This is a genomic window from Priestia sp. GS2, from assembly GCF_036409025.1.
In the GTDB taxonomy this organism is placed as follows: domain Bacteria; phylum Bacillota; class Bacilli; order Bacillales; family Bacillaceae_H; genus Priestia; species Priestia aryabhattai_A.
Window position 1 is genome coordinate 3,518,019 of the sequence record NZ_JAZGJX010000001.1, and the last position, 19,327, is coordinate 3,537,345.

Annotated in this window: 19 protein-coding genes and 1 tRNA gene; 1 reads left to right on the forward strand and 19 read right to left on the reverse strand. The window is 38.3% G+C overall.

Features of this window, described 5'->3' with window-relative positions:
- Positions 1-54 precede the first annotated feature (54 nt).
- The 12 genes from V2145_RS18035 to V2145_RS18090 form a co-directional block, all read right to left on the reverse strand.
- On the reverse strand, positions 55-795 hold the full coding sequence (locus V2145_RS18035) for an alpha/beta hydrolase (protein ID WP_094911133.1): 741 nt from the start codon (positions 793-795) through the stop codon (positions 55-57).
- 273 nt (positions 796-1,068) lie between these two features.
- Positions 1,069-1,302, reverse strand: coding sequence for a preprotein translocase subunit SecG (gene secG / locus V2145_RS18040; RefSeq protein ID WP_094911132.1), 234 nt, complete (start codon positions 1,300-1,302; stop codon positions 1,069-1,071).
- A 178-nt stretch (positions 1,303-1,480) separates the two neighbouring features.
- Positions 1,481-2,776 carry a phosphopyruvate hydratase gene (eno, locus tag V2145_RS18045; RefSeq protein WP_094911131.1) on the reverse strand — a complete coding sequence of 432 codons (1,296 nt, stop codon included), beginning with the start codon at positions 2,774-2,776 and terminating at the stop codon, positions 1,481-1,483.
- Between the two features lie 25 nt (positions 2,777-2,801).
- Complete coding sequence (gpmI, locus tag V2145_RS18050) at positions 2,802-4,334, reverse strand: 2,3-bisphosphoglycerate-independent phosphoglycerate mutase (protein WP_025907463.1); 1,533 nt, start codon at positions 4,332-4,334, stop codon at positions 2,802-2,804.
- Positions 4,334-5,089, reverse strand: a complete 756-nt coding sequence (gene tpiA / locus V2145_RS18055) for a triose-phosphate isomerase (RefSeq protein ID WP_094911130.1) — start codon at positions 5,087-5,089, stop codon at positions 4,334-4,336. The genes gpmI and tpiA overlap by 1 nt, the downstream gene beginning before the upstream one ends.
- A 186-nt stretch (positions 5,090-5,275) precedes the next feature.
- Entirely contained in the window at positions 5,276-6,460 is a 1,185-nt protein-coding gene (locus tag V2145_RS18060; protein ID WP_094911129.1) for a phosphoglycerate kinase, read from the reverse strand.
- Positions 6,461-6,766: 306 nt separating this feature from the next.
- Positions 6,767-7,774: a type I glyceraldehyde-3-phosphate dehydrogenase gene (gene gap, locus V2145_RS18065; protein WP_025907458.1), complete on the reverse strand. Its 1,008-nt coding sequence runs from the start codon at positions 7,772-7,774 to the stop codon at positions 6,767-6,769.
- Between the two features lie 46 nt (positions 7,775-7,820).
- Positions 7,821-8,849: a sugar-binding transcriptional regulator gene (locus V2145_RS18070; RefSeq protein WP_094911128.1), complete on the reverse strand. Its 1,029-nt coding sequence runs from the start codon at positions 8,847-8,849 to the stop codon at positions 7,821-7,823.
- A 133-nt stretch (positions 8,850-8,982) separates the two neighbouring features.
- Positions 8,983-9,231, reverse strand: a complete 249-nt coding sequence (locus V2145_RS18075; RefSeq protein ID WP_094911127.1) for a glutaredoxin family protein — start codon at positions 9,229-9,231, stop codon at positions 8,983-8,985.
- A 25-nt stretch (positions 9,232-9,256) separates the two neighbouring features.
- On the reverse strand, positions 9,257-10,564 hold the full coding sequence (gene rpoN / locus V2145_RS18080) for an RNA polymerase factor sigma-54 (RefSeq protein WP_131887489.1): 1,308 nt from the start codon (positions 10,562-10,564) through the stop codon (positions 9,257-9,259).
- 313 nt (positions 10,565-10,877) lie between these two features.
- On the reverse strand, positions 10,878-11,714 hold the full coding sequence (locus tag V2145_RS18085) for a hypothetical protein (RefSeq protein ID WP_330988067.1): 837 nt from the start codon (positions 11,712-11,714) through the stop codon (positions 10,878-10,880).
- Between the two features lie 174 nt (positions 11,715-11,888).
- A tRNA-Arg gene (locus V2145_RS18090) sits at positions 11,889-11,960 on the reverse strand.
- Between the two features lie 238 nt (positions 11,961-12,198).
- On the opposite strand from V2145_RS18090, the gene clpP reads away from it, so the two are divergent.
- On the forward strand, positions 12,199-12,786 hold the full coding sequence (clpP, locus tag V2145_RS18095; RefSeq protein ID WP_025907449.1) for an ATP-dependent Clp endopeptidase proteolytic subunit ClpP: 588 nt from the start codon (positions 12,199-12,201) through the stop codon (positions 12,784-12,786).
- Positions 12,787-12,820: 34 nt separating this feature from the next.
- Here clpP and V2145_RS18100 read toward each other — a convergent pair whose 3' ends face one another.
- The 7 genes from V2145_RS18100 to V2145_RS18130 form a co-directional block, all read right to left on the reverse strand.
- Positions 12,821-13,075, reverse strand: coding sequence for an HPr family phosphocarrier protein (locus V2145_RS18100; protein WP_094911124.1), 255 nt, complete (start codon positions 13,073-13,075; stop codon positions 12,821-12,823).
- A 26-nt stretch (positions 13,076-13,101) separates the two neighbouring features.
- Positions 13,102-14,046 carry a DNA-binding protein WhiA gene (gene whiA, locus V2145_RS18105; RefSeq protein ID WP_094911123.1) on the reverse strand — a complete coding sequence of 315 codons (945 nt, stop codon included), beginning with the start codon at positions 14,044-14,046 and terminating at the stop codon, positions 13,102-13,104.
- A gap of 37 nt (positions 14,047-14,083) precedes the next feature.
- Positions 14,084-15,049: a gluconeogenesis factor YvcK family protein gene (locus V2145_RS18110; protein WP_131887491.1), complete on the reverse strand. Its 966-nt coding sequence runs from the start codon at positions 15,047-15,049 to the stop codon at positions 14,084-14,086.
- Positions 15,046-15,939 carry an RNase adapter RapZ gene (gene rapZ / locus V2145_RS18115; protein ID WP_094911121.1) on the reverse strand — a complete coding sequence of 298 codons (894 nt, stop codon included), beginning with the start codon at positions 15,937-15,939 and terminating at the stop codon, positions 15,046-15,048. The genes V2145_RS18110 and rapZ overlap by 4 nt, the downstream gene beginning before the upstream one ends.
- 53 nt (positions 15,940-15,992) lie before the next feature.
- A complete protein-coding gene (locus tag V2145_RS18120) occupies positions 15,993-16,451 on the reverse strand; it encodes an 8-oxo-dGTP diphosphatase (RefSeq protein ID WP_025907442.1) in 459 nt (152 codons plus the stop codon).
- Between the two features lie 285 nt (positions 16,452-16,736).
- Entirely contained in the window at positions 16,737-17,687 is a 951-nt protein-coding gene (trxB, locus tag V2145_RS18125) for a thioredoxin-disulfide reductase (RefSeq protein WP_119542621.1), read from the reverse strand.
- 88 nt (positions 17,688-17,775) lie between these two features.
- The gene (locus tag V2145_RS18130) at positions 17,776-19,263 is read right to left on the reverse strand and encodes a tetratricopeptide repeat protein (protein WP_131887492.1); all 1,488 of its coding nucleotides are present in this window, start codon (positions 19,261-19,263) and stop codon (positions 17,776-17,778) included.
- Between the last annotated feature and the right edge of the window lie 64 nt (positions 19,264-19,327).

Below are 19,327 nucleotides of genomic sequence, written 5' to 3' on the forward strand. Positions count from 1 at the left end.
TAACACCATTTATTGAAAATAGCATTTATGCATCTTCATTTTTTAATTAGCCTTTTACCAATCTAATGCTTCTAAGAATTGATAAACATCTTCATGTAGCTGATCTCTTTCCTTATCTAACGTAATAGCATGACCTGATTCTTCATACCATTTAATATTTTTCACAGGTGACTCAACATTATTATAAATAATATTTGCACTATCTGTATTAATCATATGATCATTACGCGCTTGTACAACAAATGTTGGTGCATAAATCATATCAACAGAGTCCCTAACTTCGGAAATTAGTCCTTGTAGTGCGTTTAACGTATTCATTGGTGTTTTCTTGAATTCTTCCATCTCTTGCTGGATTTGATCTTCAGATTTCCCTTCACGCTTTTTATATTCGCGAGCGTACTCTAAAACACCTTCATACATAATTTCTTCACTTTTGATATACATAGGCGCACACATTGGAACAATACCCTTTATAGGTACAGTGTAACCTAATTTAAGCGAAAATACGCCACCAAGTGATAACCCAACCGCTGCAATGCTTTCATGACCACGATCTTTTAAGAACTGGTAGCCATCCATTACGTCTTTCCACCAATCTTCAGGGCCTGTATGTACTAATTCTTCAGGTGCTACTCCATGTCCTTTATAATGAGGTGCATGGCACGTATATCCTTTCTTTTCCAAGAAACGTCCAAGCATACGAACATCTGCTGAATTACCTGTAAAGCCGTGCAGTAACAATACGGCTTTCTCTCCACCTTCAAAAGTAAATGGTTTTGGTTGTGCAATTTTCATTTCAATTAACTCCTTTTTTCTATAATGTCTACAACTAGGAAGGAATCAGTCATTTTTTTATGTGATATGTCTCACACAACGTGACCTAATCATTGTGCTTGTCTATGTAATGCCATTTGCTCAAGCAAAATGGAATCTTTTTCATTAAACATCCATTATATCATTACATGAATTTAAAGTTAAAGAATTGAACACTTATGAAAAATACCACCTGATGTATACAACTTGGCACATACCAAATTCGTATACATCAGGTGGTATTTACAAACGAACTTACAGTTGAAAATATGATACCGCAAGCGTTAATAAGAAAAACAGCACGGATAATACAACCGTTAAACGGTGCAGTACTAAATCAAGTCCACGCGCTTTTTGCTTACCGAATAATGTTTCAGCACCACCTGAAATTGCTCCAGATAAGCCAGTGGATTTGCTTGTTTGAAGAACAACAACCACGATTAGCGCAATTGAAACAATAACTAGCAGCGTGATAAGAAATGGATGCATATGCTACCTCCTGTAGATAAGGAAAATAAATTGTTGCTATCTATACAAAATATTTTTATATGCTAAAAATCAGACTACTTTAAAGTAAATTTATCATAAAATGACTATTGGTACAAGTCAGTACAATAAAAAAAGATGGATGAAAGCTTTCATCCATCTTTTTTATCAATCATATAACTTATTTCTTTAAGTTATAGAAAGATTTAGCACCATCGTATACAGCTAGAGCACCTAACTCGTCTTCAATACGTAGTAATTGGTTGTATTTCGCAATACGGTCTGTACGAGACATAGAACCAGTTTTGATTTGGCCAGCGTTTGTTGCAACAGCGATATCAGCGATTGTTGCATCTTCAGTTTCACCAGAACGGTGAGAAACTACAGCTGTGTAACCAGCGCGTTTAGCCATTTCAATTGCTTCAAATGTTTCAGTTAATGTACCGATTTGGTTAACTTTGATAAGGATAGAGTTACCTACACCTTGTTCGATACCTTGAGCAAGCTTCTTCGTATTTGTTACGAATAAATCGTCACCAACAAGTTGTACTTTACCACCGATACGATCAGTTAAAAGTTTGTGACCATCCCAGTCATTTTCGTCTAAACCGTCTTCGATTGAAACGATTGGGAATTCGTTAACTAATTCTTCGTAGAAGTCTACCATTTCAGCAGAAGTTAAACCGTTGCGGCCTTCTCCAGCTAAATCGTATTTACCAGTTTCTTTGTTGAAGAATTCAGAAGAAGCAACGTCCATACCTAATTGGATGTCTTGACCAGCTTTGTAGCCAGCTTTTTCGATTGCTTCAACGATTACTTCTAATGCTTCACGGTTAGAACCAAGGTTTGGAGCGAATCCACCTTCGTCACCTACAGCTGTGTTTAAGCCTTTTGCAGATAATACAGCTTTTAACGCGTGGAATACTTCAGCACCCATACGGATTGCTTCTTTAAATGTAGGAGCTCCTACAGGTAAGATCATGAATTCTTGGAAGTCAACGTTGTTATCAGCATGAGAACCGCCGTTGATGATGTTCATCATTGGAGTTGGTAATTGCTTAGCGTTGAATCCACCAAGGTAACGGTATAATGGAAGACCTACGAAGTCAGCTGCTGCATGAGCTACTGCCATAGATACACCAAGGATAGCGTTAGCACCTAGTTTACCTTTATTTTCAGTACCATCTAGCTCGATCATAAGGCGGTCGATACCGATTTGGTCAGTTGCGTCCATACCTACTAATTCAGGAGCGATGATTTCGTTTACGTTTTCAACTGCTTTTAATACACCTTTACCTAGGTAACGAGATTTGTCACCATCACGTAGTTCTACTGCTTCGTGTTCACCAGTAGAAGCACCACTTGGTACGATTGCGCGTCCGAAAGCGCCTGACTCAGTGTATACTTCAACTTCAACTGTTGGGTTACCGCGAGAATCTAATACTTCGCGTGCATAAATGTCAAGAATTGTTGGCATTTTAAAACTCTCCTTTAAAAATCAATTATTTAATTAATGTTTTACCTGTCATTTCTTTTGGCTGAGCTACATCTAAAAGGTTAAGCATTGTAGGAGCTAAGTCACCTAGAATACCATCTTCACGAAGCTCTACGCCTTGCTTTGTTACGATAACTGGAACTGGATTTGTTGTATGAGCCGTCATTGGGTTACCTTCAAGCGTTACAACTTCATCAGAGTTACCATGGTCTGCTGTGATGATTGCTGTACCACCTTTAGCTAAAATCGCATCCACAATTTTACCTAGGCATTCATCGACTGTCTCAATTGCTTTAACTGTTGGCTCTAACATACCAGAGTGTCCAACCATATCTGGGTTTGCAAAGTTTAAAATAATAGCATCTTGCTTGTCCCCTTCGATTTCTGCAAGCAACGCGTCCGTCACCTCATAAGCACTCATCTCAGGTTTTAAATCGTATGTTGCTACTTTTGGTGAATCGATTAAGATTCGCTTTTCACCAGGAAACTCTGCTTCACGTCCACCGCTCATAAAGAACGTTACGTGTGGGTATTTTTCTGTTTCTGCAATACGAAGCTGCTTTAAGTTGTTTTGAGATAATACTTCACCAAGCGTATTATCCAAGTTAACAGGCTTGAAAGCTACATATCCGTTAACTGTTTCACTAAAGTGAGTTAAGCATACGAAATGTAAGTTTTTCGGATGTTTTTCACCGCGATCAAACGAGCGGAAGTCTTCGTTTGCAAACGTATTTGAAATTTGAATTGCACGATCAGGACGGAAGTTATAGAAAATAACTGCATCTTCGTCTTTGATTGTCGCAACAGGTGAACCGTCTTCTTTTGTAATAACAGAAGGTAAGACGAATTCGTCGTATACGCCGTTTTCGTAAGAGTCTTTTACGCACTCTTCTGGGCTTGTATAAGATGGACCTTCACCGTAAACCATTGCGCGATAAGCTTTTTCAACGCGCTCCCAGCGTTTGTCACGGTCCATTGAGTAGTAACGTCCTGAAAGTGTTGCAATTTCCCCAACGCCGTACTCTTCAATTTTTTCATTTAATTCTTTTAAATACTGCTCGGCAGATTGAGGTGCTACGTCACGACCATCTAAGAAACCGTGGATATACACTTTCTCTAGACCTTCTTTTTTCGCTAAGCGAAGAAGAGCATATAGATGCTCGATGTGACTGTGAACACCACCGTCCGATAAAAGTCCGAAAAGATGAAGGCTTGTACCTTTTTCTTTTGCGTGCTTCACCGCAGCTACAAGCGTTTCGTTTTTCTCAAACTCACCTTCGCGAATTGCTACATTCACGCGTGTTAAGCTTTGATAAACAATACGACCTGCACCGATATTTAAGTGTCCTACTTCCGAGTTACCCATTTGGCCTTCTGGTAGACCTACAGCTTCACCTGATGCTTGAAGCGTCGCATGTGGAAACTCGTTCCAGTAACGATCGAAGTTTGGTTTTTTTGCATGTTTAACTGCATTACCTTTTTCTTCATCACGTAATGCAAAACCATCTAAGATGATTAATGCTGTTGGTTTCTTGCTCATTACTTACCAGCCTCCAAAAGCTGTAAGAATGAAGAAGCTTCTAAGCTTGCTCCACCTACTAAAGCACCGTCGATGTCTGATTGAGACATGTATTCTTTAATATTAGCAGGCTTTACGCTTCCGCCGTATTGAATACGAACTGCATCTGCTACGTCTTGAGAGAATTGCTCTGCTACTACGCTGCGGATATAAGCACAAACTTCGTTTGCACCTTCTGCAGTTGAAGATTTCCCTGTACCGATTGCCCAGATTGGCTCATAAGCAATAACAACTTGTTTCGCTTGCTCGTCAGTTAAACCAGCTAACGCTTTTTGTACTTGGTTAGCTACAACTGTTTTTGTTTGATCTTGCTCATACTCTTCATTTGTTTCACCGCAACAAACGATTGGTGTTAAACCATGTTTGAATGAAGCGATCGTTTTTTGATTTACTGTTTCGTCAGTTTCAGCGAACATTTCGCGACGCTCAGAGTGACCTAAGATTACATAGTTCACGCCTAAGTCAGCTAGTGCAACTGGGCTTACTTCTCCAGTGAATGCTCCGCTTTCTTCAAAGTGCATGTTTTGTGCACCAATTTTTAAGTCTGTACCTTTAGTTGCTTCTACTAAGCGATCTAAAAATAATGCTGGAGCACATACTACTGATTCTACGCTCTCAGGAGATGGTACTGCTCCTTTTACTTCTTCTACAAAGCTTGTTGCTTCTGAAAGCACTTTGTTCATTTTCCAGTTTCCTGCAATGATTGGTTTACGCATGTGTAACACCGTCCTTTGTTTATTGTTGGTTTCCCTTCACTCACGTTGGATCAAAAAGAGGGTGCTGTTAAAAAGAGGTCGGTCCACACTCTTTTTATCTCTTTTATTTCCTACTCGTTACTCTTTTGATGTTCGTTTTTAGCATCAGTTTTCAGGTCGGTCCTCCATCCAACTGTTACGTTCAACTTACTTATCGTTTAGAGCAACTACGCCTGGAAGTTCTTTACCTTCCATAAACTCTAGTGACGCACCGCCACCTGTAGAAATATGGCTCATTTTATCAGCTAAACCAAATTTCTCAACAGCTGCAGCAGAGTCTCCTCCACCGATTACTGAATATGTGTCAGTTGCTTCAGCTAAAGCTTCCGCTACTGCTTTTGTACCATTAGCGAATGCATCTAGTTCAAATACACCCATTGGTCCATTCCAGATAACTAGCTTAGAATTTTTGATTACGTCAGCATAGATTTCACGCGTTTTTGGTCCCGCATCTAAACCTTCCCAATCGCTTGGAATGTTCTCAATTGATACCACTTGAGTGTTTGCATCATTTGAGAAGTCATCTGCTACTACCACGTCTACTGGCATGTAGAAGTTAACACCATTTTTCTTTGCTTTATCCATGAACGATTTTGCAAGATCAATCTTATCTTCTTCAAGAAGAGATTTACCTACTTCATGGCCTAGTGCCTTAATAAATGTGTAAGAAAGTCCTCCACCGATAATTAGGTTATCTACTTTATCAAGCAGATTATCAATTACATCGATTTTGTCTTTAACTTTTGCTCCACCAACAATTGCAGTGAATGGACGTTCTGGATTTGATAATGCTTTAGAAAGCACATCAAGTTCTTTTTCCATTAAGAAACCTGCTACTGCTGGGATATGGTGAGCAATTCCTTCAGTTGAAGCATGTGCACGGTGAGCAGCACCGAATGCATCATTTACGTAAACGTCTGCTAATTCAGCAAATGCTTTTGCTAACTCAGCATCATTTTTCTCTTCACCTGGGTAGAAACGTACGTTTTCAAGTACTAAAACATCGCCTTCGTTCATGCCGTCGATTGTTTTTTGTACATTTTCGCCAAAAGCTTCGTCAGCTTTTGCTACGTCTTTACCTAAAAGAGCCTGTAAACGCTCTGCAACAGCAGTTAAACGTAATTCTTCAACTACTTCGCCTTTTGGACGTCCAAGATGGCTAGCTAAAATTACTTTTGCACCTTGTTCTACTAGGTGTTGAATAGTAGGAAGAGCTGCACGAATACGAGTTTCATCTGTTACTTTTCCGTCTTTCATTGGTACGTTAAAGTCTACGCGACAAAATACTCGCTTTCCTTTTACATCGATGTCTTTCAACGTTTTTTTGTTCATCGTCAAAAGGCCTCCTTAAGTATTATGGGTACTAAGCAAGTAGGCTTCTATGTAAATCATAATATAGCTGGCTGCAGTAACTTTTCATACATTGGCGCCTTACAATATGAAAAATGCCGCGACTAGCAATAAGATGATGCTTATGCTTTAGAAGCCGATACATAAATCAAGGAAGAGGGGGGGTTCCCCTCTCTTCCTTAGCAAGTCTTATTATAGTATTTCTCATTTAAGATATCCAATAAAAAACAAAATAGTACCTTATGGGATATCTATCCAACTATGACTAAAAAGTCGCTTTCGCTTTTCTTATAGTCCTTTAGCAGCGATGTATTGAGCTAAGTCTACTACACGGTTAGAGTATCCGCTCTCGTTATCGTACCAAGAGATAACTTTTACCATGTTACCTTCCATTACCATTGTAGATAATGCGTCGATTGTAGAAGAGTTGATGTTACCGTTGTAGTCACCAGATACTAATGGCTCTTCGCTGTAACCAAGGATACCTTTAAGATCGCCTTCAGCAGCTTCTTTAAGAGCGTTGTTTACATCTTCAACAGTTACTTCTTTGTCAAGTTCAGCAACTAGGTCTACTAGAGAAACGTTTGGAGTTGGAACACGCATAGCTCCACCGTTTAATTTACCTTTTAATTCAGGTAACACTAGAGATACAGCTTTAGCAGCACCAGTTGAAGTTGGGATGATGTTCTCAGCTGCTGCACGAGCACGACGGTAATCTTTATGTGGTAAGTCTAAGATTTGTTGGTCATTTGTGTAAGAGTGAACTGTTGTCATCATTCCACGTTTAAGACCGAACTTGTCGTTTAATACTTTAGCGAATGGCGCTAAGCAGTTAGTTGTACAAGAAGCGTTTGAAATTACGTTATGGTTAGCTGCATCGTATTTGTCTTCGTTAACACCCATTACGATTGTGATGTCTTCATCGCTTGCTGGAGCAGAGATGATTACTTTTTTAGCTCCTGCTTCTAAGTGCTTAGCAGCGTCAGCGCGTTTAGTGAAGAATCCAGTAGATTCAACAACGATATCTACGCCTTGTTTACCCCAAGATAATTGAGCTGGGTCACGCTCAGCAGAGATTTCGATTGTTTTACCATTTACTACTAAATTGTTGCCATCTACTACTACTTCTGCATCTAATTTACCGTGTACAGAATCATATTTTAAAAGATGAGCAAGCATGTTAGCGTCAGTTAAGTCGTTAATTGCTACTACCTCAACGTTATCGTTTTTTAAAGCTGCGCGGAATACGTTACGGCCGATACGACCAAATCCGTTAATACCAATTTTTACTACCATGGGTATTTCCTCCTTGAATGTAAAAAGTATTTTTTATAATCAGGGATTAATTAAAATCCCTTACTAACTCTTTTGCAGCACCTTCATCTGTAATGAGAATCGAATGATGTGCTTGTTGCATAAATGCTCGAATTGCCTTTGCCTTCGAAGAACCACCTGCTACTGCGATGACACATTTATTGTTCTTTAAATCATCGAGTTGTATGCCAACTGTTTTCACTTTATGAACAACTTCTCCTTTTTGATTGAAGTAGTATCCAAAAGCTTCACCAACAGCATGTCCTTTTTTGACTTTTTCTAAGTCTTCTGAAGATGTCCTTCGACGCTCCGCCATTGTCATAGCGTCTCCTATTCCATGAACAACCATACTTGCTGACTTAATTAATTGAATCATCTCCCGAATGGAAGGTTCACCTACAATTGACTTGTAGGCTTCGTCACTTAGCTGGTCTGGCACATGAAGAAGACGATACTGACCCATCGATTTTTCAGCCATTTTTGCGCAAATAGTGTTCGCTTGGTTTTGAACATTTTCACCAAGCCCACCACGAGCTGGCACAAATAGAACATCAGGGTGCTTAATATCGGGTGTCATCATATTAGCAACAGCGGCAAGCGTTGTACCACCTGTAACAGCGACAATCTTTTTGGAATCAACAAGGCGCTCTTTGATGCACGACACAGCAGCTCTACCCATTTCGTTTTTAACAAAAAGTGAAGAATCGCTATCTCCAGAAACAACAACGACTTCTGCTAAAGAAAAAGTCTCTTTTAATGTTGTTTCCAATAATCGAAGTCCTGAAACTTCTTTCATTACGATTTCTAAATCGTGTAGCAGTAGCTCACCTTCTGTGGTAAGTGTCATTCCAGTTGTCTGCACATCGATTAAATCTTGCTCTTTCAAGAATGTAACCTCACTGCGTAACACACGCTCTGTTAATCCTAAACTAACAGCTAAGTTGCGTCTACCGATTGGTTGCATTAGACGTATGTACTGCAAGATTTGATATCGCTTTTGCATAACAGATAGAAGTTCAGGCAATAATTTTCGTTGTACTTCTATTAATGAACGCATGTTTAAATCTCCTTAAGGTGCAAGCTCGTTGGACAATCAAAGTCCCACATAGACATATTTTGTCCCACCTACGCAAAAAAAAATTCACCCTGTTACATTTTTTATTCTAACAGGAGTGAATCCTTTATTCAACTCATCTGATGGCCTTTTTCAAAAGTAAACGCTTTCTTATATTTTCTCTTTGAATTTTGCCATACATAACAACCTCACCATCAATTTCTATAACCGGAATCATAAGGTGAAATTGTTCTAGCAAACGTTCATCTAAGTAAATATCCTTTTCAATCACCCTAAAATCAAGGTCATGCTGTAAAGCAGTTAACATTTCTTTAGCTTCTTCACATAAAGGACATGTTTTTCTTGTATATAAAACAACCTGCATCGACATCACCTTCTTTTTAATCGGATTATACATAAACCTTTCTTTGACTAGATGAAGCAATGTTTAGCTGTTCACGGTATTTAGCTACCGTTCTTCTTGATATTTTCACATCATACTGTGTTAATAACTGATTCGTGAGCTGTTGATCAGATAAAGGCTTCTTTTTATCTTCTTTTTCTACTAACTGTTTAATAAGCTCTTTTACCGTCACGACGGAGGTTTCTTCAGTGTTACCCTGTTTTAAGCTCGCTGTAAAAAACGACTTCATAGAAAAAGTTCCAAAAGGTGTTTGAATATACTTATGCGTTGTCGCTCGACTCACCGTTGACTCGTGAACGTTAATATAGTCTGCTAGTTCCTTCATCGTTAATGGTTGTAAAAAAGATGGCCCATGTTGAAAAAACCTTTGCTGCTTTTCTAGTAGTCCATGAACAATTGCGTTTAGCGTCTGTTTCCGGGTCTGAAGTCCTTTTAAAATCCATTGAAACTCTCGGTATTTTTCTTGCAAGTATGGCTTAACCGCATGATTATCTTGAAGCGTTAAACTTTGTCTATACGCATCATTAACCGATAACCGGAAGTCCAGCTCTTCATTGGCGTAAGCGACTAGCTCATCGCCCTCTTTCTTTATAATATAATCGGGAATGATAAAGCGCTCTGCTTGAGTGGCATATAGTAATCCTGGACGAGGATTCAAACGCTTAATTTGATCATGGTATTTCTGAACTTGCTCAAGCGATATGCCGCACTCTTTTGAAATTTTATTCCACTTTTTATACGCAAACTCTTGAAAATATTCTGTCAAAATTATTTCTAAGTCATCAGAAAGCTGTCCGCTTTGCTCTAGCTGTATCAGTAAACATTCCTGAAGATTTCTTGCTCCTACCCCTATAGGATCTAGCTGTTGAAGGGAATTTAGCACTATTTCCACTTCTTCCAAGGTGCAACTACATGCTTGTGCTACAAGCACTAAGTCCTCCTTTAGGTACCCATGCTCATCCAAGTTCTCAATCATATAGCAAATGATATCTTGTTCCTTCATCGTTAATTCCAAAAAAACAAGTTGACTTAGCAAATGCTCAGTTAATGTTTCTTGCTTAGAAGCAATTGAGTTTAGTAAGTCTTTATCATCATTAACACTTTGCTTATAAACTGAAGGTCTACTTGTAAATAACGGGGCATCACCAAAATCAATAAGTGGGTTTTGCATCGCTTGCTCTTGTATAAATGATGCAATATCCAGCGATGAATATTGTAAAAGAGAAATTGCCTGCGATAACTCTTTCGACATGGAAAGCTTTAAAGACTGCTGTTGAAATAAACCTACCTCCATTGTTTCTCCCTCCCACTGTTTATTCTACTTTGAACTTTGTCACTTAGCAACGCTTACAAGAAGAGTTAGAAGAAGAAATATCTCGAAACAAAGAGAGGCTGAAAAATTACTAAATGGTTTCTTCCCTAAAGACAAATACTGACTTTTCTACAGTAGTTAGGGTGTAAGAATAAGTTCGTTTCATTGCGCTCCGTTATTTTTTGTTTGCTTTCCGAACTAACAAAAAACACCCCAACTATCAACAGCTACTACTGCTGATGGTTCGGATGTATAATTAGCTGAAACGCTTACCCTTCAGCCTTTTTCTAACGGTTTATTGAATCGTATTTGCCATTTCAATAAATTTATCCGTTTGCTCAGCTGATTTAGAAAAGATTGTAATCTTAACAGGCTTTGTTCCTTTCGTTACAATAACTTGTACATTCATGTCATTAGACTTTGCTTCATACCACTCTGCATTCGCAAGCTTTCCTTCAGCTGGAACGCTTGCTTTTTGTGAAGCGTTAGGGTCAACTGCCATTGCGGTTTGCTTTACTACTTCTACTGCTTGTTTTTCGGAGATATCTGATAAAAGTTCAATACGCATAAATTGAGAGCCATCTTCTTTATACATTACCGTATCACGACCAGGCTCTTCTCCAGCTAGTTCGTAGCCTTCCAGTACTTTAATTGCATACTCTTGATTATCACTTTGAACTAATTCTTTGTCTTGAACTTCAGGATTTTCTACCGGTTGCTCTTCTTTTGGCTTTTCATTTGATACAGCATCCTTTTGTTCTTCTGCTGGCTTTGCTTCTTGCTCTTCTTTCGTTACTTCTGTTTGTTCCTTATCTTCAGGTGACTCGGTTGAAGACTTTTCGTTGGAAGGCTTTTCTTTTACATTCTCATTTGTTTTCTCTTCGACTACTGGCTCTTCTTTATCTGGTGTTACTTCGCCTTTTGACTCCACGTCATTACTTTCAGTCTCTTCTGGCTCTTTATTCGCCTGAGAATCTTTACTGTCAGACTGCTCCTCTGACACTGATGCTTCATCTTCTTGTTGAACTTGCTGAGACTTTTCTTGTGTTGATGCTTCTTCATTCGAACCACATGCGGAAAGCAACAACGCAAGAGATGCACTGACAATAAAAAACTTGTTAAGGGATTTCACAATTTTTCCTCCTTAGTTTTACTTTTCCTTATATACTTGTTTTATAGTATTCTGCCAAAATTGGCAACCGTGACAAACGAATTAACTTAGGAATTATTAGGTCTATCCACATATAAAATATACAGTTTTTACAGAACAAACAAAAAAGCGTTGCAAGTTTGCAACGCTTTAAGACGCCCTCGACAGGATTCGAACCCACCCTAAGAGAACCGGAATCTCTTGTGCTATCCACTACACTACGAGGGCATAAAATAAATCATTATTCCTATGATGACTGCTTTTATTATAGGAAAGAAAACCAATCTTTTCAAGTATACAACGTTTATTTTTAGAGCAATCGGGAAAAATTTATAGAGTACAGAAGAGGAATACATACGAGATAAAGCGAATATGTGTAAAGAACAGTTCTTTTGTTTGACCTTTATTGACCTTACATGTATTATAAGGTACATAACAAATTATTCTTGTTAAGGAGGAATTTTATATGAATCTAATTCCTACAGTTATTGAACAAACAAACCGCGGCGAGCGTGCATACGACATTTATTCACGTCTGTTAAAAGACCGTATCATTATGCTTGGAAGTGCAATTGATGATAACGTTGCAAACTCAATTGTATCACAGCTTCTATTCTTAGCAGCAGAAGACCCAGAAAAAGATATTTCACTTTACATTAACAGTCCTGGTGGATCAATTACAGCAGGTATGGCGATTTACGATACAATGCAATTTATCAAGCCAAAAGTATCAACAATTTGTATCGGAATGGCTGCTTCAATGGGTGCTTTCTTACTTGCTGCAGGTGAAAAAGGCAAACGTTTTGCATTACCAAATAGTGAAGTAATGATTCACCAACCTTTAGGTGGAGCGCAAGGTCAAGCAACAGAAATTGAAATTGCTGCTAAACGTATTCTTTTCTTACGTGAGAAATTAAATCACATTTTAGCTGAGCGCACTGGTCAACCATTAGAAGTTCTTCAACGTGATACAGATCGCGATAACTTTATGACTGCTGAACGTGCTCTTGAATACGGATTAATTGATAAAATTTTAACAAATGATCCGAAGTAATAGGAAAAACCGTCCCCGAGTAGGGACGGTTTTTTTATGCATCATTTTCTACGTAAGCACAAAGAGCTTCAACTGCTTCCTCTTCATCGCTACCTTCAGCAATTAACGTAATAACGGTGCCACGGTTTAGTGCTAAGCTCATCAACCCCATAATACTCTTAGCATTTACTACTTTTTCATCTTTCTTTAAAAATACGTCCGATGTAAAACGATTAGCCTCTTGAACAAACATGGCTGCCACTCTTGCTTGTAAGCCTGTTCTCAATTTGATTTCTACTTGTTTTTCCACTACGTTTCCCTCCCATGTCCCTTGCTTTACGTAACCGGTTGTCCAGCACGCAGTTTATCAGCAATTTCATCAATCTTGCGTAGACGATGATTAATTCCAGATTTGCTAATTTGCCCGCCAGATACCATTTCCCCTAGCTCTTTTAACGTTACATCTTGATATTCTACTCGTAAGCGCGCAATTTCTCGAAGCTTTTCAGGCAGTACTTCAAGCCCCACCGTCTCTTGAATATAACGAATATTTTCTACCTGCCGAATCGCAGCACCAATGGTTTTGTTTAAGTTCGCTGTTTCACAATTGACGAGTCGATTAACAGAGTTACGCATATCTCGTACAATACGAACGTCTTCAAAGCGTAACAAGGCGCTATGTGCACCAACAATACTTAAGAATTCTGTGATTTTCTCTGCTTCTTTTAAATAATTAATATATCCTTTTTTCCGCTCAAGTGTTTTACTGTTTAAGCCAAACGTATTCATTAATTCACAAAGCGCTTCGTTATGCTCTTTATAAAGAGAAAAGATTTCTAAATGATAAGAGGATGTCTCTGGATTATTAATCGATCCTCCAGCTAAGAAAGCTCCTCTTAAATATGAACGCTTACAACACTTCTTTTTGACGAGCTCCTCTGAGATATTATGAGTAAATGTGAAGCCTTCATTTAGAATTTTTAAGTCCTCCAATAGAAACCGAGCTTTTTCTACAAGGCGAACAATATAAACATTGTTCTTTTTTAGCCTCATTTTTTTACGAACTAATAGCTCCACCGTTACGTTATACGATTTTTTTAAAAGGACATAAATTCTTCTAGCAATGGCTGCATTTTCGGTTTGCACATCCACTGTCAAGTTACGATTGGAAAATGCTAAAGACCCATTCATTCGAATTAAAGCTGAAAGCTCTGCTTTTGCACAGCAGTCTTTCACTTCTAAATTAGTAAGTTCTTTTTTTGTTTCTGAAGCAAACGACACCGTTCTCACCTCCGTTCTTTTGTCATAATAAGCTGGGTCAATTGATGTTACGCAACATATTAAAGATAAGACGTGCTACTTTTTTCGTATCATGACGAATAACGCTACCATCGTATTGAATAATTTGTTCTTCCAACACTTCTAGCCCTAATTCAGTCAGCACTTCTCTGTCATACTCTACAGGCTGTGCTTGTTCAACTTCATAGCGCTTTTTTAACGGCGCAGGAATTGGCGCATTATTGACAATAATTGCGTCTAAGAATGCACAAGGCATATGATCATATAAAGCCTTTACGTGATCACTTGCTTTAAAGCCTAATGTTTCGCCTTGCTGCGTCATCACATTACACACATACACTTTTCTCGCTTTTGTCGTACACAGCTCATCTCGGATATCTGGAACAAGTAAATTAGGTAAGATGCTTGTATATAAGCTACCTGGACCTAATATAATTAAGTCAGCTTTACGAATTGCTTTTAACGCTTCAGCAGAAGGCTTGATATCTTCTGGAGATAAAAATACGCGCTTAATTCTTTTTCCATACTCCGGAATCTTAGACTCTCCTGTGACAATTACTCCGTCTTCCATTTCTGCATGTAGCACTACGCTCCGATTAGCTGAAGGTAATACTTTACCACGAACATTTAGCACTTTGCTCATCTCACGAATCGCATGCACAAAATCACCTGTAATAGATGTCATTGCAGCTAAAAGCAAATTCCCCAGTGAGTGACCAATCAATTCATTTCCAGTTTCAAAACGATGTTGAAACAGCTCTTCTACCAACGGCTCAACATCAGATAATGCCGCTAACACATTTCGAATATCACCAGGAGCGGGAATCTCTAGCTCATCTCGAAGCCTCCCAGAACTTCCGCCGTCGTCAGCAACCGTTACAATTGCTGTAATATCAAGAGGATATTCTTTCAATCCCCTTAATAATACAGGCAACCCTGTTCCTCCTCCAATGACAACGACTTTTGCAGGCTGTTCACTATTCATCTATATTTTTCCTTCCTCTTCTCGATGTCTCGATGAGAAATATGTGTTTTATAGTCTTTTTCAAAGTGATGGCCGATATGTTCAGCCAAAGTAACCGATCGGTGTTGACCACCCGTACAGCCAATCGCGATGACAAGTTGACTTTTCCCTTCACGTTTATACTGCGGTAGCATAAATGTTAAAAGATCAAGCACTTTTTCAACAAACTTCTGCGTTTCGCTCCATTTCAACACATAAGAAGAAACTTCTTCTTCAAGTCCTGTTTTTGGCCTCATATGATCAATATAGTGCGGGTTTGGCAGAAAGCGAACATCAAAAACAAGGTCCGCATCGATTGGCACCCCATACTTAAATCCAAATGACATAACGTTCACTGTAAAAACAGGTGAAGCATGTGAAGCAAACTGCGTAAGAATTTTCTCTCGCAGTTCTCTTGGTTTTAAGTCAGAGGTTTCATAAATTAACTGAGCACGTCCTTTTAGCTCCTCTAATAGCTCACGTTCCATACTAATACCTTCTAACGGTAATCCAGAAGGAGCAAGAGGATGTGAACGCCTTGTTTCTTTGTATCTTGTTACAAGAACAGAGTCTTTGGCATCTAAAAAGAGGATTTGAGGCATAACCCATGTTGTTTCACTCATATTATCTAGAGCTTCAAATAAGCTATCAAAGAATTCTCGTCCTCTTAAATCCATAACAAGCGCTACTTTGTTCATCTTATTTCCAGATTCTTTCATAAGTTCAAGGAACTTAGGTAATAGCGTTGGGGGAAGATTGTCCACGCAAAAAAAACCTAAATCTTCAAAACTTTGAATCGCCACTGTTTTTCCTGCACCTGACATTCCAGTAATAATAACTAATTGAATATCGCTTACAGATCCAGTACTCATTTGTTTACCCCCTATTAAAACCGAAATTTTTCATTGTTTATCCAAATAAATCATTAGCAAGGATCGATTCGATAAGACAATAATTCAAAATCAGTCGTGTATGTAAAATTACCATAGATTACACCAGACCCTTTTGCCACGTAATCAATAATATGGTGATCTCCTGGTGCCATTGGTAATTCACTAACATCATTTAAATTATGCCAACCTAGCTTTCCTTCTTCTGATTCTAGCACATTTGTCCCATCAAAGTCGGTAGCAAAAAAAGTAAACATCATCCACTCGGATGCAATTTTATCATTTTCTTTCATTGTAAATGTAAAAATACCTTTTACAGTTGGATTCTTCAGGTAGATGCCTGTTTCTTCACGAAATTCTCGAACAACAGAATCCTTTACAGATTCCCCTTGTTCCATTTTTCCACCGGGAGCTACCCACCAATTCCGCCTTGGCTTTTGAAGTAATAGCACTTTTCCATCTTTCACTAATACACAATTCGTAACTCGTTGCATCTTTCCACCTCTTCTTCTCTTCACTTTTCTGTCTATCATTATACTACGAAACAAACAACCCTCACAACGAAGACACTTATTTAATACTAAATTTTCTGAAAATATATGTCGATAGTGCAAAAAATAGTCCAAAAAAAAAGGCCTAGGAACAAGTCCTACGCCCGTCAAATTTACTTTTTTATAAAAGGGGGTCAATTACTATTTATATAATACCCCATAAACATTGCACGTACGTTACAAATACTTTAAAACAGAATAACTTTTTGTAAAGATGCACGTAACAAATTAGTTAACGGCTTTTAACTTTTCTTTCAGTTCTTCAATATAGTGTTGAGCTGCTTGGGCAGCAATACTTCCATCACCTGTTGCTGTAACGATTTGACGAAGTGCTTTTTCACGAACATCACCAGCAGCAAAAATTCCTGGGACACGCGTTTCCATTTGCTCGTTCGTTTCAATATAACCTTCAGCATTTGTGATGTTTAAGCCTTCAAACGGCTTTGTTAAAGGAACCATGCCAATATAAATGAATACGCCGTCAGCTCCAAATTCTTGTTCTTCACCAGTTTGGGTATTCACAAGCGTTACGCTGCCTACTTTACCGTCTTTTTCGTTCACTTCTTTTACAGTGTGATTCCAGATAAAGTCTACTTTCTCATTATCAAATGCACGCTGTTGTAAGATTTTTTGAGCACGAAGCTCCTCGCGACGGTGAACAATCGTTACTTTTGTTGCAAAGCGTGTTAAATAAACGCCCTCTTCAACAGCAGAGTCTCCTCCACCAACAACGACAAGCTCTTTTCCTTTAAAGAAAGCTCCGTCACATACTGCACAGTAAGAAACACCGCGTCCGCCTAATTCTTTTTCACCAGGAGCACCTAATTTTTTGTACTCTGCACCTGTTGCGATAATAATAGCGCGCGCTTTGTATTCTTTTTTGCCAGCTACAACCGTCTTATATTCTTCACCTTCAATAATTTCTTTAATGTCACCATATGCATATTCAGCACCGAATTTTTTCGCATGTTCAAACATTTTATTTGAAAGATCTGGACCTAGAATATGGTCATATCCAGGGTAGTTTTCTACGTCTTCTGTATTTGCCATTTGACCACCAGGAATTCCTCGTTCAATCATTAATGTTGATAAATCCGCACGAGACGTATATACAGCAGCAGTCATTCCTGCTGGACCAGCTCCAATAATAATGACATCATAGATTTTTTCTTCTGTCATTGAGTAACACTCCTTTTAGGAATCTATTCATATTTTTTTGATTAATTTTATCCTAATACGCTAACGACACTACCGTCTATTTTTTTGCTCAACTCAGCAGGTTATTTACGATTTTAACGTATTTGCGTACCGTTGATAAAGAAATACTATATAGGTGAGCTATCTTTGCCTGAGAAACAGCTTGTTGCTCTTGCTTTTGGTAACAATAAGTCGCTGCAGATGCCCATCCATTTACATTAACATGGTCCCATTTAGCAGCCTTTGTATTGTTCAACTCTACATATATGTTAAACCAAAACTGAATGATACCAGCTGCCTCTACTTCGGATTCAATTTCAGCTTGGATTAAATCTGCAATTTCAAACATGACATGCTGCTTGTTCTGCCATACATACGTATATACTTCATCAAGTAACGAACTTGTATGTATGTATGGTTTAATTTTTTCTAATAGAAGCAGCCGTTCTTTATCGGGAAGTTTCTTGGCCATGTACAGGCTATACAGCTGATCATGAATATGTGTACTTTCACATTTCTCTTGAGCAACAACATCGATTTCAGAATAAAAACGACGATTATTCTTCTCGTTAAATTGCCAAGGAGCTTCCAACTTTACTGTCGAACCTGAATCTCCAACATTTTTCCATATATCCTTAGCAAACTGTTCAAATCCTACATGATAAGCAGCGTAAGAAAGCCAATAGTGAAAAGAAGAGTCTGCTTGAAACCCTTTTTTATATAGCCCCTTTAACCACCTATATGCCAACTTGTATTCTCCAACAAGAGCAAACGTCGATCCTAGTTTATATTGATGCTCAAGAGATAAAGGGTACACGCAGCTTAATTGTTTAATCAAATGATTCACAGCGGCCTGATTATGTCCGTAATAATGAAACACCAATTGATTACACAAAGCATGTAGATTTCCAGGATTTCTTTCTAACACTTCATCTAATAAGCTAATAGCTTTATTTGTTTGATTAAGATAAAAATGAGCTAATGCTAAATTATTGTAAGCTGACCAAAACTCAGGATAGTCCCGAATAATTTCTTCTAGTAGATGAATGGCTTTTTCAAACTGAGCATCTTGCAGCAACTGTTTTGCCTGCTCCTGTTTTAAAATAAGCGCATCTTCCTCATATTCTTCATCTGATTCTAAGTCAATGGAAAGGAGGTCTTCAAGCTCTTCCGCTTCCTCTAGGAGCTCCCCAGTTTCATCTTCTTGTAAATAACATTGAACGTATTTATAGGCTTCTTGAAATAATCCAAGATGCGCAAAATTGTTCGCAATTACATAGTAACAATTGACCATTGTAGAATCCAAATCGTTGATAATATGAAGTAATAATTCATTTGATTCTTTATAGTCACCTAACTCATTTAAAATAGTGGCTAGCTGATATAAAATTAACGGCTCATCTCGGTCCAACTCTGATGCTCGTTGAAGGTATCGTTTTGCTTTATATAAATCTTTGTATTGATATGCTTTAAGTGCTTTTTCAAAATATTCTTCTCCCGTTTTGAAAAACGGAATTACCTTTGCTTTCTTCTCGTGCACTTTTGAGTTTTTTCTCATTAAGTCCTCCGATAAGTCCATGATTTCAACGTTGGTAGTATATCATAGTTTGGAGCTTACGGTA

What these genes read in the sequence shown, in the direction of transcription:
- V2145_RS18035 (WP_094911133.1), bottom strand. Translation starts at nt 795, where the DNA reads ATGAAAATTGCACAACCAAAACCATTTACTTTTGAAGGTGGAGAGAAA.
- secG (WP_094911132.1), bottom strand. Translation starts at nt 1,302, where the DNA reads ATGCATCCATTTCTTATCACGCTGCTAGTTATTGTTTCAATTGCGCTA.
- eno (WP_094911131.1), bottom strand. Translation starts at nt 2,776, where the DNA reads ATGCCAACAATTCTTGACATTTATGCACGCGAAGTATTAGATTCTCGC.
- gpmI (WP_025907463.1), bottom strand. Translation starts at nt 4,334, where the DNA reads ATGAGCAAGAAACCAACAGCATTAATCATCTTAGATGGTTTTGCATTA.
- tpiA (WP_094911130.1), bottom strand. Translation starts at nt 5,089, where the DNA reads ATGCGTAAACCAATCATTGCAGGAAACTGGAAAATGAACAAAGTGCTT.
- V2145_RS18060 (WP_094911129.1), bottom strand. Translation starts at nt 6,460, where the DNA reads ATGAACAAAAAAACGTTGAAAGACATCGATGTAAAAGGAAAGCGAGTA.
- gap (WP_025907458.1), bottom strand. Translation starts at nt 7,774, where the DNA reads ATGGTAGTAAAAATTGGTATTAACGGATTTGGTCGTATCGGCCGTAAC.
- V2145_RS18070 (WP_094911128.1), bottom strand. Translation starts at nt 8,849, where the DNA reads ATGCGTTCATTAATAGAAGTACAACGAAAATTATTGCCTGAACTTCTA.
- V2145_RS18075 (WP_094911127.1), bottom strand. Translation starts at nt 9,231, where the DNA reads ATGCAGGTTGTTTTATATACAAGAAAAACATGTCCTTTATGTGAAGAA.
- rpoN (WP_131887489.1), bottom strand. Translation starts at nt 10,564, where the DNA reads ATGGAGGTAGGTTTATTTCAACAGCAGTCTTTAAAGCTTTCCATGTCG.
- clpP (WP_025907449.1), top strand. Translation starts at nt 12,199, where the DNA reads ATGAATCTAATTCCTACAGTTATTGAACAAACAAACCGCGGCGAGCGT.
- V2145_RS18110 (WP_131887491.1), bottom strand. Translation starts at nt 15,049, where the DNA reads ATGAATAGTGAACAGCCTGCAAAAGTCGTTGTCATTGGAGGAGGAACA.
- rapZ (WP_094911121.1), bottom strand. Translation starts at nt 15,939, where the DNA reads ATGAGTACTGGATCTGTAAGCGATATTCAATTAGTTATTATTACTGGA.
- V2145_RS18120 (WP_025907442.1), bottom strand. Translation starts at nt 16,451, where the DNA reads ATGCAACGAGTTACGAATTGTGTATTAGTGAAAGATGGAAAAGTGCTA.
- trxB (WP_119542621.1), bottom strand. Translation starts at nt 17,687, where the DNA reads ATGACAGAAGAAAAAATCTATGATGTCATTATTATTGGAGCTGGTCCA.
- V2145_RS18130 (WP_131887492.1), bottom strand. Translation starts at nt 19,263, where the DNA reads ATGAGAAAAAACTCAAAAGTGCACGAGAAGAAAGCAAAGGTAATTCCG.